The sequence below is a fragment of the Streptosporangium sp. NPDC049376 genome (assembly GCF_044466505.1).
GTDB lineage: Bacteria > Actinomycetota > Actinomycetes > Streptosporangiales > Streptosporangiaceae > Streptosporangium.
In genome coordinates this window covers 230,485-244,508 of the sequence record NZ_JBITMT010000005.1, presented here as the reverse complement: position 1 = coordinate 244,508, position 14,024 = coordinate 230,485, and the positions used below count along the sequence as shown (strand labels likewise).

General features: G+C 70.8%; 14 protein-coding genes and 2 tRNA genes. 8 read left to right on the top strand and 8 right to left on the bottom strand.

The window, feature by feature from the left end:
* Positions 1 to 24 precede the first annotated feature (24 nt).
* Positions 25 to 663, top strand: a complete 639-nt coding sequence (locus tag ACIBVQ_RS16650; protein WP_352010474.1) for a maleylpyruvate isomerase N-terminal domain-containing protein — start codon at positions 25 to 27, stop codon at positions 661 to 663.
* Between the two features lie 203 nt (positions 664 to 866).
* Here the strand turns inward: ACIBVQ_RS16650 and ACIBVQ_RS16645 are convergent, their stop codons facing one another.
* Positions 867 to 2,675: a glycoside hydrolase family 15 protein gene (locus ACIBVQ_RS16645; RefSeq protein ID WP_399178297.1), complete on the bottom strand. Its 1,809-nt coding sequence runs from the start codon at positions 2,673 to 2,675 to the stop codon at positions 867 to 869.
* A 261-nt stretch (positions 2,676 to 2,936) separates the two neighbouring features.
* On the opposite strand from ACIBVQ_RS16645, the gene ACIBVQ_RS16640 reads away from it, so the two are divergent.
* The 3 genes from ACIBVQ_RS16640 (at position 2,937) to ACIBVQ_RS16630 (ending at position 6,416) form a co-directional block, all read left to right on the top strand.
* Entirely contained in the window at positions 2,937 to 3,668 is a 732-nt protein-coding gene (locus ACIBVQ_RS16640) for a hypothetical protein (protein WP_399178295.1), read from the top strand.
* A 2-nt stretch (positions 3,669 to 3,670) separates the two neighbouring features.
* Positions 3,671 to 5,818 (top strand): hypothetical protein, encoded by a 2,148-nt coding sequence (locus ACIBVQ_RS16635; RefSeq protein WP_399178293.1) that lies wholly within the window; start codon positions 3,671 to 3,673, stop codon positions 5,816 to 5,818.
* Positions 5,819 to 5,963: 145 nt separating this feature from the next.
* Positions 5,964 to 6,416, top strand: coding sequence for a pyridoxamine 5'-phosphate oxidase family protein (locus tag ACIBVQ_RS16630; RefSeq protein WP_362909220.1), 453 nt, complete (start codon positions 5,964 to 5,966; stop codon positions 6,414 to 6,416).
* A 119-nt stretch (positions 6,417 to 6,535) separates the two neighbouring features.
* Here ACIBVQ_RS16630 and ACIBVQ_RS16625 read toward each other — a convergent pair whose 3' ends face one another.
* The 5 genes from ACIBVQ_RS16625 to ACIBVQ_RS16605 all read right to left on the bottom strand — a co-directional run bounded on the left by ACIBVQ_RS16625 (position 6,536) and on the right by ACIBVQ_RS16605 (position 9,602).
* Positions 6,536 to 6,988, bottom strand: coding sequence for a DUF5946 family protein (locus ACIBVQ_RS16625; RefSeq protein ID WP_399178290.1), 453 nt, complete (start codon positions 6,986 to 6,988; stop codon positions 6,536 to 6,538).
* Positions 6,985 to 7,365, bottom strand: a complete 381-nt coding sequence (locus ACIBVQ_RS16620; RefSeq protein ID WP_399178288.1) for a hypothetical protein — start codon at positions 7,363 to 7,365, stop codon at positions 6,985 to 6,987. Before ACIBVQ_RS16620 ends, ACIBVQ_RS16625 begins: the two co-directional genes overlap by 4 nt.
* Before the next feature lie 312 nt (positions 7,366 to 7,677).
* A tRNA-Lys gene (locus tag ACIBVQ_RS16615) sits at positions 7,678 to 7,751 on the bottom strand.
* A gap of 121 nt (positions 7,752 to 7,872) precedes the next feature.
* Complete coding sequence (locus ACIBVQ_RS16610) at positions 7,873 to 8,634, bottom strand: nuclease-related domain-containing protein (protein WP_352010466.1); 762 nt, start codon at positions 8,632 to 8,634, stop codon at positions 7,873 to 7,875.
* Positions 8,635 to 8,792: 158 nt separating this feature from the next.
* The gene (locus ACIBVQ_RS16605) at positions 8,793 to 9,602 is read right to left on the bottom strand and encodes an SDR family oxidoreductase (protein WP_352010465.1); all 810 of its coding nucleotides are present in this window, start codon (positions 9,600 to 9,602) and stop codon (positions 8,793 to 8,795) included.
* 114 nt (positions 9,603 to 9,716) lie between these two features.
* Here ACIBVQ_RS16605 and ACIBVQ_RS16600 point away from each other — a divergent pair, with 114 nt between their 5' ends.
* From ACIBVQ_RS16600 to ACIBVQ_RS16590, 3 genes are all read left to right on the top strand, one after another.
* Positions 9,717 to 10,370 (top strand): TetR/AcrR family transcriptional regulator, encoded by a 654-nt coding sequence (locus tag ACIBVQ_RS16600; RefSeq protein ID WP_399178285.1) that lies wholly within the window; start codon positions 9,717 to 9,719, stop codon positions 10,368 to 10,370.
* Between the two features lie 9 nt (positions 10,371 to 10,379).
* Positions 10,380 to 10,970 carry a GNAT family protein gene (locus ACIBVQ_RS16595; RefSeq protein WP_352010463.1) on the top strand — a complete coding sequence of 197 codons (591 nt, stop codon included), beginning with the start codon at positions 10,380 to 10,382 and terminating at the stop codon, positions 10,968 to 10,970.
* A 231-nt stretch (positions 10,971 to 11,201) separates the two neighbouring features.
* Positions 11,202 to 11,284: transfer RNA gene (locus tag ACIBVQ_RS16590), tRNA-OTHER, on the top strand.
* On the opposite strand, the gene ACIBVQ_RS16585 is transcribed toward ACIBVQ_RS16590, so the two are convergent.
* Positions 11,235 to 11,804 (bottom strand): TetR/AcrR family transcriptional regulator, encoded by a 570-nt coding sequence (locus ACIBVQ_RS16585; protein ID WP_399178596.1) that lies wholly within the window; start codon positions 11,802 to 11,804, stop codon positions 11,235 to 11,237. The genes ACIBVQ_RS16590 and ACIBVQ_RS16585 overlap by 50 nt on opposite strands.
* A 152-nt stretch (positions 11,805 to 11,956) precedes the next feature.
* Between ACIBVQ_RS16585 and ACIBVQ_RS16580 the strand changes: the two genes are divergently transcribed.
* A complete protein-coding gene (locus ACIBVQ_RS16580; protein ID WP_399178283.1) occupies positions 11,957 to 13,090 on the top strand; it encodes an FAD-dependent monooxygenase in 1,134 nt (377 codons plus the stop codon).
* Here the strand turns inward: ACIBVQ_RS16580 and ACIBVQ_RS16575 are convergent.
* On the bottom strand, positions 13,087 to 13,950 hold the full coding sequence (locus tag ACIBVQ_RS16575; RefSeq protein WP_352010460.1) for a DMT family transporter: 864 nt from the start codon (positions 13,948 to 13,950) through the stop codon (positions 13,087 to 13,089). The genes ACIBVQ_RS16580 and ACIBVQ_RS16575 overlap by 4 nt on opposite strands.
* Positions 13,951 to 14,024 lie beyond the last annotated feature (74 nt).

Below are 14,024 nucleotides of genomic sequence, written 5' to 3'. Positions count from 1 at the left end.
CAAGATCCGATCTGGAGGACGTGAATGAGCGGCATCAGAGACGACTTCCTGTCCGCGGCGCGTTCCGCCGCCGCCCTGCTGCGTGACCCCGCGGTCACCGCGGCGTGGGAGGAGCCGAGCGCGCTGCCGGAGTTCGGCGTCGGTGCCCTGGCCGGGCACATGGTCAACCAGATCCTGCTCGTCCCCCGGCTCCTTGAGGACCCCGTGCCCGAGGAGCCGGTCGTCTCCCTCGTCGATCACTACGGCCGCTCCCTGTGGGTGGACGCCGGCCTCGACGACGAGGTCAACGTCACCATCCGCCTGGGCGGTGAGCAGATCGCGGCCGAGGGCCCGCGGGCGCTGGCGGAACACGTCGACTCGGTCGTCGAGGAGTTGGCCGTACGGCTGCCCTCCGCACCGGAGCGGCCGGTGCGCTTCCCGTGGTGGGGGCCGTGGTCGCTGACGTTCGACGACGCCCTGGTCACCAGGACGGTCGAACTGGTCGTCCACTCCGACGACCTGGCGGTCAGCGTGGGCGTCCCGACGCCGCCGCTGCCGGAGAGCGTCGTGGACAGGGTGATCGTCCTGCTGTCCAAGGTGGCCGCGCGACGGCACGGCCCGACCGCCGTCCTGCGCGCCCTCAGCCGCGCCGAACGCGCCCCGTCGAACATCACCGCCTTCTGACACCTGTCCTGTCCAGGAGGGGCTTCCCAGGCCCTTCCCGGCGCCTACCGGGTGCCGTCCCGGGTGACCACTGGACCGTCCCTCCGGATGCCTTCCGGGCTCTTCCCGGACATCTGTCCGGACGTCCTCCCGGGTGCCTTCACCGGCGCCCGGGCCCGGCACGGGGCGGAGCCCCCCAGATGACGACGGCGTGTCGCCCCGGGTCATCCCTCCGCGCGTCGTACGGCCTCCGCGGCGTTGATCAGGCCGATGTGGCTGAAGGCCTGGGGGAAGTTGCCGATGGGCTCCCCGGTCACCGAGTCGACCTCCTCGGCGAGCAGACCGACGTCGTTGGCGTACGACGCAGCGGTCTCGAACGTCCGCCTGGCCGGGCCGCTCCTGCCCGCCATGGCCTGGGCGTGGGCCAGCCAGAACGTGCACAGCAGGAACGTGCCCTCGTCCCCGGGCAGCCCGTCGGCCGCCTGGTAGCGGCGCACCAGGCCGTGCCCGTCGGTCAGCCGTGTGGCGACGGCGTCGACGGTCGCGCACACCCTGGGGTCGTCACCGGGCAGGAAGCCGACCATGGGCAGCATGAGCGCGGCGGCGTCCAGGTCCCGTGAACCGAAGGCCTGAGTGAAGGCGCCCACCTCCGGGTTCCAGCCGTGCGTCAGGATCGCCTCACGGATGCGCTCCCCGGTCTCCTTCCAGGCGGCGACGCGTTCGTCCGCCCCCAGGAGCGGGGCCAGGGACACGGCCCTGTCCATGGCGACCCAGCACATCAGCTTGGAGTGCAGGTAGTGCCGCTCGGGGCCGCGCACCTCCCACAGTCCCTGGTCGGGCTCCTGCCAGCGGCGGGCCGCCGTCTCCGCGACGCCGACGAGGAAGGCGCGGGTCAGCGGGTCGGGCCGGTGCGCGTTCCTGTGGAGCAGACCGGCCGCGTCGAGCAGTTCGCCGTAGACGTCGATCTGGCGCTGCCGCCAGGCGTCGTTGCCGACCCGCACCGGGGCGCTGCCGCGCCAGCCGGTCAGGTGGGGCAGCGACCGTTCGCTCAGGTCGCGTTCGCCGCCGACGCCGTACATGATCTGCAGGTCGGCGCCCTGGTCAAGCTGGGTGGCCGAGGCGCGGGCGAGGAAGGTGAAGAACTCCGCCTCCTCGACGTCGCACGTCGCGGTCGCCAGCGCCTGGAGGGTGAAGCTGGTGTCACGGACCCAGGTGTAGCGGTAGTCCCAGTTACGCTCTCCGCCGATGCTCTCCGGCAGGGAGGTGGTCGCCGCGGCGACGATGGCGCCGGTCGGGGCGAAGGTCAGGGCGCGCAGCACCCGCCCGCTCCGGTCCACCTCCCGCTCCCACGGCCCCCGGTAGCCCAGGTGCGTGTCCGACCAGGAGCGCCATCCGGCGACGGTGTCCGTGATACGGCGGTGGATCCGCTCCTGACTCCTGCGCGGCGGGTCCGGCGCCCAGCCCGAACTGGCCTGCAGCGCCATGCCCAGGCGCTCGCCCGCCGCAAGCGTCACGGTGCCGTGCGCGGTCGATCCGCTCACCCGCAGCGGCACCGGGACCGACAGCGTCAGGACGTTCGCGCCGCCCCGCGCGACCAGGCCGCCGGGCACGGACTCCATCAACGGCTGGACGAGCCCGAACTCGGGGCGGGGCGCGTACTCCACCTCAAGCGTCATCCGTCCCTCGACGCACGTCGCCTCGCGCAGCAGCAGGCCCGGCGACCCGGTGCCCAGCGCGTGCCCGCGCTCCCCCTGGCCGAGGGCGAGCGCGTCGCGCAGGACCACGGTCCCGTCCCGGCCGCGGAAGGTGGTCTCAAGCACCAGGCTGTGTTCCAGGTATCCCCGCTCGACCCCGACGGGGCAGGCGGGCCGTACGGACCAGTGTCCCGCGTCCTCGTCGAGGAGCCTGGCGAAGAGGGCCGGGCTGTCGAAACGGGGCAGGCACAGCCAGTCGATCGAGCCGTCCGAGGTGACGAGGGCCGCCGAACGGCAGTCGGACAGCATGGCGTGGTCACTGATCGGTCGTGTGCTCAAGGACGTGCACCTCGCCAACCGCCGGTGAGGATCATGGGTCACGCATCCCGGGCCCGGCACACCCCATTTGCCCCAAACTCCCCTTTTCCTGGATATACCCCCAGGTAGAGAGGCCAAGCCGTACCGGCGACCGGCCTGCCCCGTACGAACCAAGCCGGGTGCCCTGTCCGCTTCAGGACAGGAGGATGTCTGATTTACGACAACACACCTGGCGGTTCCCCTGCATCGTTGGCAGAGCCGAGGCCCCACAGGAGGTTCGCCATGGAGAAGTACGGCGCGCTGCTCACCGTCGACGCCGAGAAGTTCAGCAGACACCGGGACGTCGACCTGCCCCACCTCCACATGGAGATCCGCCGCGCCCTCTCCGCCGCCTGTACGGCCTGCGGCCTGGCCGAGACCTGGGAGTCCGCCCGGTTCAAGGAGAGCACCGGGGACGGAATCCTCGCCGTCCTGCCCGGTGAGGCGATCCCCACGCTCGTCGATCCCTTCCCCGCCCGGCTCCAGGAGGCCCTGGCCGCCGCCGCGCCGGAGCTGCGGGCCAGAGGGCTGAGGTTGCGGCTGCGCGCCGCCCTGCACGCGGGCCTCGTGGACGACGAACGGGAGGAGGCCCCCGGCGTCTCGGCCGCCACCGTCACCGTCTGCCGTCTCTGCGACAGCGAACCCCTCCGGGACGCCATCGGGGGGAGCGACCCCGACGTCACCTTCGCCGCGTTCCTGCTGTCGGACCAGGTCTTCCGCGACTACGTCGCCGGAGGCCGTACGGCGTTGCGGGAGAGCCAGTTCACTGAGGTCCGGGTCCGGATGGACGACAAACAGTTCTCCGAGACCGCCTATCTGCGCGTTCCCGTACCGTCCGCCGTCGCCGCGCCGCTCCCCGGGACCGGCGCTCCCGCCCGGAGCGACGGAACCTCGATCAGCGGGGTGACGATCAACGGGCGGGGATCAAGAAACGCCTTCGGCAACACGGTGAACGGCGACTTCAGGATGGGCTGAGCATGACCACGATCGAGGACGTCACGATCACCGGGGACGGCTCCCAGAACGTCTTCGGGAACACCGTCGCGCGGGACCTCATCCTCAACCAGCTCACCATCGTGCGGGGCCGTCCCGCGATGGTGCTGTCCGAGGACGAGGTCGCCGAACGGGTCAGGGCCTACATCCCCGCCTTCAACCACGGCCGGATCGTCGAGATCCTCGCGGCGGACCACGTCATCGCGCTGGCGGGCCCGGAGGGGGCGGGCGTGGTCACCACGGCCATCGCGGCGCTGCGGCGGCTGCACCCGGCCCTGCGCATCCGGTTCTTCTCCACCGGGGAGGACGACGTCGAGGAGGCCGCCGCCGCGTCCACGCCCTGCGGATACCTGATCCGCGCCCGTGACGAGGAGCCCTCGCGGCTGCGGTCCTTCCTGGCCGCGGTGCGCGCGTCGAACGCGTTCGCCGTCGTCGTCGGCACGGCGGCCGAACAGCGGCACCTCACCGAGTTCCTGACCTCGGTCACCGTCGAACCACCGCCCGCCAACACCGTCTACCGCAGCCACCTCGCCCGCCGGGGTCTGTTCGACTCCCCCTGGCAGGACTGGCCCGGAGGGACACGGCTGCTGTGGGGCGCCTCCCCCGGCGACGCCGCCCGCCTGGCCAGGATCGTCTACGAGGTGAGCCGCAGGGGCGGCGACGAGCACGAGGTCGAGCGCGCCTACCTCGGCTGGGCCGAGGAACTGCGCAAGTGGTTCGGCTCCCACCCCGGCCTGCTGGACCAGACCCTGATGATCGCCGCGGCGACGATCACCCCCGCCGACGAGACCCAGGTGTACGGCGCCGCGTCATCCCTGGCCAGGCACCTGGAGATCACCCTGGCGGGGGGCGGCCTCGCCTGGACCCCGACCACCGGCCTGAGCGAACTGCTCGACGCCGAACGCGACGAGGACCAGATCGTCTTCCGCCGGTACGGCTACGCCGAGTCGCTCCTGCCCCACGTCTTCGCCGAGTATCCCCTGGCCAGGATGGAACTGCTCTCCTGGCTTGCCAAACTGCCGACCGACACCGTCCTCGCGCTGGAAAGAACGCTCGGCCACCGGCTCGTCAGGACGTTCGCCGACCTCGCGGCCAGATACAACAAGTACGAGAAGATCACCCAGATGGCGCGGGCCTGGGCCACCGGATCGGCCGCCGACCTGGCCTACATCGCGCTCACCCAGACCTGCCTGCACCCCCTCGTCGGCGGCCGGGTGCGGACCAAGCTCTACGAGTGGTCGCGGGAACGCCAGGCCCCCCAGAGCCTGAAGCTCACCGTCGTGCAGGTCTGCGAGGTCCTCGGCCAGACCCACCTGTCGATCGCCATGACCCGGCTCAAGCACCTGGCGACCCACGGTGACGAGCGGGTCAGGCTTGAGGTCCTCGACGTGGCCCGCGCCCTGGCCGACCTCGACCCGGCGGCGGTCTTCTCCACGGCGCTGAAGTGGGCCGCGAGCACGGCCCAGGGCACCGGCGCGGACATGATCGGCAGGCTCGACGTCGCCATGCGTCTCCTGCTCGACCTGCTCCCCTCCTTCGGAGGCCCCGAACTCCGTCAGGTCCTGGAGACCGTCGACCACCTGGTCACGAACGGCACCCCCCAGCTCCGCTCCCGCCTGCTGGGATGGGCCAGGGAACTGGCCGCCGGCTACCCGGTCCACGTCCTCATCCTGGCGCTGTCCCTCACCAGGAACGACATCCCCTCCGTCCGGCAGCGGACGACCTTCGGCACCGATCTCTTCCTGACCCTGACCGTCTCCCTGGACTTCGAGGAGCACTCGTCGGTGCTGGAGATGTCCGGTCCCGTCGACCCGATGTCCTGCACCCTCGCCTGGCGGGCCGCCTTCGCCGCCACCCGGGAGTTCCCCCACTTCGGTGAGGCCCTGCGTGTCTGGCTGGACACCGCGGCCGCCCGCGAGGATCTGCGTACCGCTCTGGTCTCGGCTCTCACCGACGCCGCCCACCCCAGCCCGGCCTCCCGCCAGCTCCTGACGGACGTGGTCCGTTCCTGGGCCGCCGCGGGACCCGGCCGCCGTACGGTCAGGGAGGCGATCCTCACCCGCGTCCTGCTGCCCGAGTGGCGACGCTGGCTCCTGCTCGCCTGGGTACGGCTACGCCCCACGATCCTCTGACCGTCCTGTGCGGGCTGTCCCGTCGAGACCGTCTCAACGGGACTCCCTGTTCGTCAGGACCACTTCACCGGGCCTGTGCCGCCGGAGCTTTTCGTCGGGGCTTTTGCCGAGGCTTTTTGTCGTGGGCGGCTGCCACACTGCGGGGATGGCGACATGGCAACAGTTCGAGCGTGAGGCCGGTGAGCTGGCCTCGGTGGTGAGGGCCCGGTTCGAGGCGAGCAAGAGCCACGTGCTCGCGACCCTGCGCAGGGACGGCTCCCCCAGGGTGAGCGGCAGCGAGGTCGACTTCCAGGGGCCCGACCTGTCGTTCGGCTCGATGCTCGGCGCGGTCAAGGCCCTCGACCTGCGGCGCGACGGCCGGTGCGCGATCCACGCCCACCCGCACGACGACGGTGACGCCAAGGTCGCCGGGGTCGCGGTCGAGATCACCGATCCCGGCGAGAAGCTCGCCTACACCACGGGCGACGAGCCCCCCGGCGACTTCCACGCCTTCCGCCTCGACCTCCACGAGGCCGTCCTCACCTCGGTCGAAGGCGACGAACTCGTCATCCGCCTCTGGCGCCCCGGCCAACCGGTACGAACCATCCGCCGCAGATAACCGAAAGGCGGCCAGGGCCTGTTTTATGGATCTTCACCACGGCGAGGATCCGCAAAGCAAGCCCTAAGGGGGATCGGAGGGGTCTCGGCCTTCATCGTTGGTGCAGGACCGCCGCGTCATCAGGTGCTGAGAGAGCTCCAGCCGGTGATGCAGTCCTTTGCCCAGGCGGTGAGGCGTTCTGGAAAGCCTTCGGCGGGGAACGTGCCGTCCTGGGCAACGTCGTGGATGGTGACGCTGAAGGCTGTGGGCGGCGGGATGAGGGTGACCGGTGCGCCGAAGGCGGCTTCAGAGGGTCGGGTGTCGCGGTGGCTGTTGGCGCGGCGGGTGTGTTCGGTGAGCCGGGTGACGGCGGTGAGCCCTCCGTCGAGGTAGGTGTGCAGGATCGTCCAGGGACGGGTTGGAGCGGCCCCGAGCAGGCGGCTGGGATGTTGGAGCAGGAAACAGGACACCGTGACACCGTGCAGAGAACCCCAGGGTGGGAGCCGAGAGTGGTCGAGTGCGAGCACGATCTCGAAGAGTTCCTGACACGAGTGAGGCCGAGTGGGTGCTCCGCATTCGGGGCAGCGGGTCACGGGTACCTCCTGTTCTCACCGGGTGAGCGTAGGTGTTCGGCACACCTCTTGCCGGTCCTGGCCGAGGTCTGATCGACGAACGGCCGCCGACATCGGGCACATTGTTTGACTCTTGCGAACCCGTCGTCCAGGATCACCAGCTTCGCCAAGGTGAAAGCGGCTTGCGCCGACACGCTGGAGGACGCGTAGCGCAGCCGCCAGCAGCCCTTTTCCGGGACCAGGACCGCGGACCCTTGGGCCAGGTGTTCGTTGAGAACCTCGGTCACGGCGTGCTCATCGGGGAGCAGGGCTACCAGTTCGCCAAGCGACGAGACGGCCAGCGCCCGCTCAGCGTTGATCAGGACGTGGCTCCAGGCTTCACCTCGTCTGGCAGACATGCCCCTCCTGTATGACGAAGTCATCGATGTCAAGCAATGCGCTGCGAGGCTAGGGGCTCCCCTCGCCGGAAGGTCAAGCGAGCCGTCGGCGAGCAGAGGCTCTCAGCCGACCTCGGGGATGTCGAGCAGGAGTCCATGTGCAGACGAGAGCGGCCATAGGGCTGACGCGCGCCCCGAACAGGGGGCTGAGACATGAACGGGATCAGCGATGAGCGGTCATTCGCATGGAGCCGATGTGGGGGACTAACCACCCTGTAAAACGACACCGGCACGCCCGCGATCGGAATCGTGAACGTGCCGGTGACCTCGCTGTGCGCCGCCAGGGACTCGAACCCCGGACCCGCTGATTAAGAGTCAGCTGCTCTAACCAACTGAGCTAGCGGCGCTTGAAGCCCTTGAAGGATAGCGCACTTCGGCCACAGGCCCGTAATCCGGCGGGAGTCAGTTCATCCCGCGCGACAAGCCGGGAAGTGCCGTCCGCGCTCTCACGGCTGACGGGGTGAGGCGTCAGTTCATCCTGCGCAGGACGCGGGCCGCGGTCCTGGCGAGCACCTCGACCTGCTCCGCGTCGAGATCCATGCGTGGCCCGGCCAGGATCCAGCGGGCGACCAGGCGCGGCTTGAGCAGGGTGAGCCCCTCGGCGCTGACCGTCCGCCTGAGTTCGCCGCCGTGTACAGCCAGCAGCGGCTCGATCGTCACGGGGATGTTCGTCTCGCGGGAGAGAACCTCGGCCAGGGAGTCGGCGGCCTTGACGAGCGCCTTGGCGACCGACGTGCCGTACTTCTCGCCGAGGAACAGCCGCTCGCCGTACTTGGCGATCTCGGTGTCCGGGGACCAGGCCTCGTTGTCGACCACCCAGACGCCGCCGGGCCCGATGACCAGGTGGTCGATCGAGGCCTCTCCGGGTACGGCCCGGCCGTCGAGGACGCGGTAGCCGCGCCTGCGGAGGCTGCGGCGCAGCCGCCTTCCCGTGATGGTCTCGCCCCGGCGCCTGCCCCGCCAGACCGCGGTCGCCTCGTAGGAGCGCCAGGCCCAGAACAGGTCGCCCGCGCCGACCAGCAGTCCGCACACGAGCCCGAAGAAAGCGGGCGAGGGGATGGCGAACCGGTAGGCGATGACCAGCCCCACGGCCAGCCCTCCGGCGGCCTTGAGCCCGCGCATTTTCCAGCGCTGGTCCGCCTCCTTGCGCCAGAACTGCTCGTACATGACCTGGGGGGACAACCCGTGGACCGGGTCGTCGCTCGTCACGTAGATCGATCCGCCGGGCACAGCGAACTCCCGAGAGTCGAACGGTCAGGAAGACACGTGGATCTGCGGCGTTGAAGATCCTTGGTCATCAAATACCCGGCGGAGGGTTGGGGGCACCCCGGACCGTCCAAAGGTGATGGAACTAACACAAGCCGGATAGCCTTCGGGCCCCACCGGGGTCACGCCGTCTTCGCGGCGACGGGTGAGGAGGTCTCCACGACCTTCCTGGTGACCAGCCGCCCGATCAGGGCGGAGAGCCTGCGCGGACGGTCGGGCACGATGTGGGCCATGAAGAGGTTGCCCACCCCCGGCACGACGTAGCCCCGGTCTCGGTCGAGCGCGCGCAGCGCGCCGCGAACCACCCGGTCCGGCGTCATCATGCGCGCTCCGATCGCCGCGGCCCTGGTGCCGATCACGTCGAAGAACGCGGTCTCCACCGGCCCCGGGGTGACGGCGAGCACCTTGACCCCCCGGCCCCTGTACTCACTCCACAGCGCCAGGCTGAAGTTGAGCACGAACGACTTGGACGCGCCGTAGGTCGCGAAGTAGGGCGCGACATGGAAGCCCGCGGTCGATCCCACGTTGACGACGGCACCGCCACCGCGGGCGACCATGCCGGGGACGAACGCGTGGGTCAGGCCGACCAGGGACACGACGTTGACCATGAGTTCCTCGTGCTCGCGCTCTGCCGGGATCTCCTCGAAGCGGCCCGCGGTGCCGAAGCCCGCGTTGTTGACCAGCAGGTCGACGGTCATCCCCCTGGCGGCGACCTCCTCGGCCACCCGTGAGGCGGCGTCGGGTGCGGCGAGGTCCTGGACGACGACCTCGGCCCGCACGCCGTGCGCCCCGCGCAGTTCCCCGGCCAGGCTCTCCAGCTTCTCCACCGAACGGGCGACGAGCACGAGGTCGTGTCCGCGCGCGGCGAGCTGACGGGCGAACTCGGCGCCGATCCCCGAGGAGGCGCCGGTCACGAGAGCGGTGCTGTTCATCGCGAAACTCCCTAACTTGGTTTCCTGGGTCATCAAGGTAGCAGCTATGGAGTTATCCGCAACATCAATGTTGCAGTTAACTTTCGAAATGGTGCGGTGCTGTAGCCTCTGAGCATGGCAACGACAGGTCGACGGCTACGGGCTGACGCGGAGCGCAGCATCAGGACGATCCTGGAGGCGGCCGAGCGACTGCTCAGCGAGAACCCCGGCGCCACCATGGAACAGATCGCCGAGGCCGCCGGAGTCGCCAGGACCACCGTCCACCGGCGCTTCTCCAGCCGCGAGGCCCTCGTCGAGACCATGGCGACCTCCGCCTGGCAGGAGATCAGCGACGCCGTCGACGCGGCCAGGCCGTACACCGCGCCGCCGCTGGTCGCCATGCACCAGGCGACCGCCAACGTGGTCCAGATCAAGTCCGGCTGGCGCTTCGCCCTCGGCACCCTGCCCCCGCCCGGCGAGGAGGCCGCCCGCATCCACAACGAGGTGATGGCCAAGTGCGACGCGGTGTTCGCGCGCGCGCTCGAAGCCGGGCTGCTGCGCCCCGGCACCGACCCGCTCTGGGCCCGGCAGGTCTACCTCGCGCTGATCAGCGAGGCGGTGCACCACTCCCCCGCCGGCATGCGGGCTCAGGCCCCCGACGACCCCGACGCCCTCGCCGCCCTGATCATCGACACCCTCCTGTACGGCCTGGCACCCCGCAGGCCCGGTCCACCCGTCGCCCAGGACACGCAGGAAGTGGACCTTCCCGCAGGTCACGACCGGCCATAAGGTCGTCTCATGACCGCGACCATGCCGTCCCCCGTGACCCTCGAAGGTGAAGCCGTACGGCTCGAACCGCTGAGCGAGGCCCACGTCCCCGACCTGTTCCTCGCCGGAGGGGGCGACGACGAGGTGTGGCGCTGGCTCCCGGCCATCACCCCGCGCACCGAGATGGAACTGGCCGCGATCGTGACGCAGCTCGTCCACGACCGGCGCCACGTGCCGTTCGCGGTGATCCTCAAGGCGACCGGCCGCGCGGTCGGCTGGACCTCCTACATCGACACCCAGGGCTTCGACGAGAGCATCGAGATCGGCTGGACCTGGTACGGCAGGGCCGTGTGGCGCTCCGAGGTGAACACCGCCTGCAAGGTCCTGCTGCTCGACCACGCCTTCGGAGAGCTCGGCCTGAACCGCGTCCAGCTCAAGACCGACATCCTCAACCTCCGTTCGCAGGCGGCGATCCGCAGGCTCGGCGGCGTCCAGGAGGGGGTTCTGCGCCGCCACCGCCGCAGGCCCGACGGCTCCTGGCGTGACACCGCCTACTTCAGCATCCTGGACGACGAGTGGCCCGCGCACCGCAGCAGGTTGTGCTCCTTCGCGGTGAGGTGACCCGAAGACCGCACGGCCGGTCACTCGACGCGGCCCGGCCGCGACGCGTCACCGCGCGCGTACAACATGGGCCGATCACGCCTTCCACAGCGTTGACGTGGAGCCGCATCTCACCGCGCGTACGCACGGGCCGATCGTCCCGGCGGGGAAGGAATCCCACATCCCGGTACGCCGGGAAAACCGGGTGAATCCCCGCCTGTGCCCTCGCTACCCTCCTTGTACGGCACACACGCCTGCATGGCTCAGTCGGTGAGAGCGCCGCACTCATAACGCGCCCCTTTGACGGGTCCCAGGTTCGAGTCCTGGTGCAGGTACTTCACCGCCGCCCTCGCCGGGCAGCATTCCCCGTAGCAGTTCGGCGAGGCCGAGGCGGAGGTCGTCGAGGGTCGGCTCGCTTCCCGCTCCGGCGACGGTGTCGAACATCAGGCCCTCCCCGAACGCGACGACCTGGCGGCCGTGCCGTACCGGGTCGGGGGACCCGGCGGCGGCGAGGACCGCGACGGCCGGGTCGCGGAAACGGCTGCCCGCCCGGTCGTAGACCTCACGCAGTTCGGGACGCCGGGTGGCCTCCAGGGCGAGTTCGTATCGGGCGATCGTCCGGTGGCGGCCCGCGGTGAGCTGCTCCCACAGCGTCCTGGCGGCCAGCTCGACGAGCGTCTCGGGCGAGCCGGGACCGGCGGCGTCGAGGAGGGCGGCGAAGGTGGCGGCCTCCAGCTCGGTGAGCCGTTCCAGGGTCAGTTCGAGCAGCGCGAGGCGGGTACGGGCGAGGTTGGAGGTCGACCCCGGCGGCAACCCCGCCTCCTCGTCGACCGCCCGGTGGGTCAGGCCGCGCATCCCACGTTCGGCCAGCAGGGCGATGGCGGTCTCCGCGATCAACTCGGCGCGTTGGGACTTCACCGTCCAATACTACGGTTGTAGTTACCTCGGGAAGAGGAGTAACCTTCACTACGCCTGTAGTGACTACACCTGTAGTGAAGGAGTGCGACGTGGCGCGCGCTGTGGTGATCGGAGCGGGGATCGGCGGCCTGACGGCGGCGGCGGCGCTCCAGGGGCGGGGCTGGGACGTGACGGTGTGCGAGCGCGCGCCCGCCCTCGAACCGGTCGGTTCCGGGCTCGCGGTCGCGGCGAACGCCCTGCGCGCGCTGGACACGATCAGCGTCGGCGACACGGTCCGCGGCCTGTCGGCGGTCAGGGGTGAGCTGGGCCTGCGGCGCCCCGACGGAAGCTGGCTGGCGCGCACGACCGAGGAGGAGGCCTCGGCGCGCTACGGCGACTCCGTGGTGCTGCTGCGCCGCGCGGATCTCGTCGGCGCGCTGCACGCCGCCCTCGCCCCCGGCACCCTACGGCTGGGCACCACGGTCCTGGCGGCCGATCCCGGCGGGGAGGTGCGCACCGAGGCGGAGACCCTGCGCGCGGACCTGGTGGTCGCCGCGGACGGCGTTTCCTCCCCCGTCAGGGCCACGCTGTTCCCCGGCCACCCGGCACCGCGCTACGCCGGGGTCACCAGCTGGCGGGTGCTGGTGCCGGGCGGCGGGGCCGTCCAGGCCTCGGAGACCTGGGGCGCGGGCAGGGTCTTCGGGGTGATGCCGCTGGCGGGCGGGCTGACCTACTGCTACGCGACCGACACGGTCCCCGCCGGCGCCGGCGACGGCGACCAGCGCGCCGAGCTGCTGCGCCTGTTCGGCCGCTGGCACTCCCCGATCCCCGAACTGCTCGCCGCCGCCGAGCCCGGGGACGCGCTCAGGAACGACGTGTACCACCTGACGGCCCCGCTGCCCGCGATGCACCGGGGCAGGATCGCGCTGATCGGCGACGCCGCCCACCCGATGACCCCCAACCTCGGCCAGGGGGCCTGCCAGGCGATCGAGGACGCCGTCGTGCTGGCCCACGTCGTGAGCACGGGCGGGGACCTGGCCGCCTACACCTCGGCGAGGCTGGCGCGGACCGCGCGCATCACCGCCAGGTCCGCCTCGATCTGCCGGGCAACCCGGCTGCGCGGGCCGCTGGCCGTACGGCTGCGCGACACCGCGACGGCGCTCACCTGGCGGTTCGCCTCCGGGCGGATGACCGCCGCGATGGACGATGTCCTCGGCTGGCGGCCCCCGCACGACCAGGGTTAGGAGGAGACCGTCGCGGGTTCACGCACGGCCGTACGGCTGCCGCCGTGGTCGGGGGAGAGCCGCCCCAGGGTGACGGTCCCCCAGATGAGCACCGCGGCGGCCAGCAGGGCGGGGATCACGTTGGCCGCCCCGGTCGGCATGGGCTCCTTCAGCAGGATGGCCCCGGCGAGGATCGAGGTGATCGGGTCGACGACCTGGACCGCGGCGTAGGCGATGCCGAAGTAACCCACCTCGTAGGACTTCTGCAGCAGCACCACGGCGCAGACGAGCAGCACCGGGATCGCCACGGTGAACCAGGTCAGCAACCTGCTCAGATCACCTTCGAGACCGCCGCCGACCACCCGCACGAAGGTGGAGACGCTGGCGGTGACCGCCCCCGCCCCGACCGAGAGCAACAGCGCCTTGAGCGATCCGTTGGCCTTGCGCGCGGTCAGGTGGGTGACCAGCACGATCAGCCCGACGCAGGCGAGGAAGCCGAACGCCTGGCCGTTGGTCATGTGGGGTGTCCCGGCGTGCGCGGGGACCAGCAGCATCAGGCCGAGCAGTCCGACGGCGACCGCGATCGACCCGAGGATCTCCTGCCTGCGCGGGCGCCTGCCGTGCAGCACCGCCGCCAGCGGCACCGCGAAGACCAGCGTCGCCACGCTGATCGGCTGCACCACGACCAGCGGCGCGAGGCTCAGCGCGACCGCGTGCAGGCAGGCGCCGGTGAAACCGATCACTCCGCCGAGCCACCAGCGGGGCCGTCTCATCAGCTTGAGCGAGGCCCCTTCCGAGACCGCCTCGAACTGCTGAAGCGCCGCTCCGAGGGCGTAGCCGAGCGCGCCGATCAGAGCGATCGACATACCGACCCAGGTCATCGCCACCCACCGGAAGCGACCAGACATGAGTAAAGAAGCGATTCTTGGGTCATCCCGCAAGCTTAAAGCGCGCC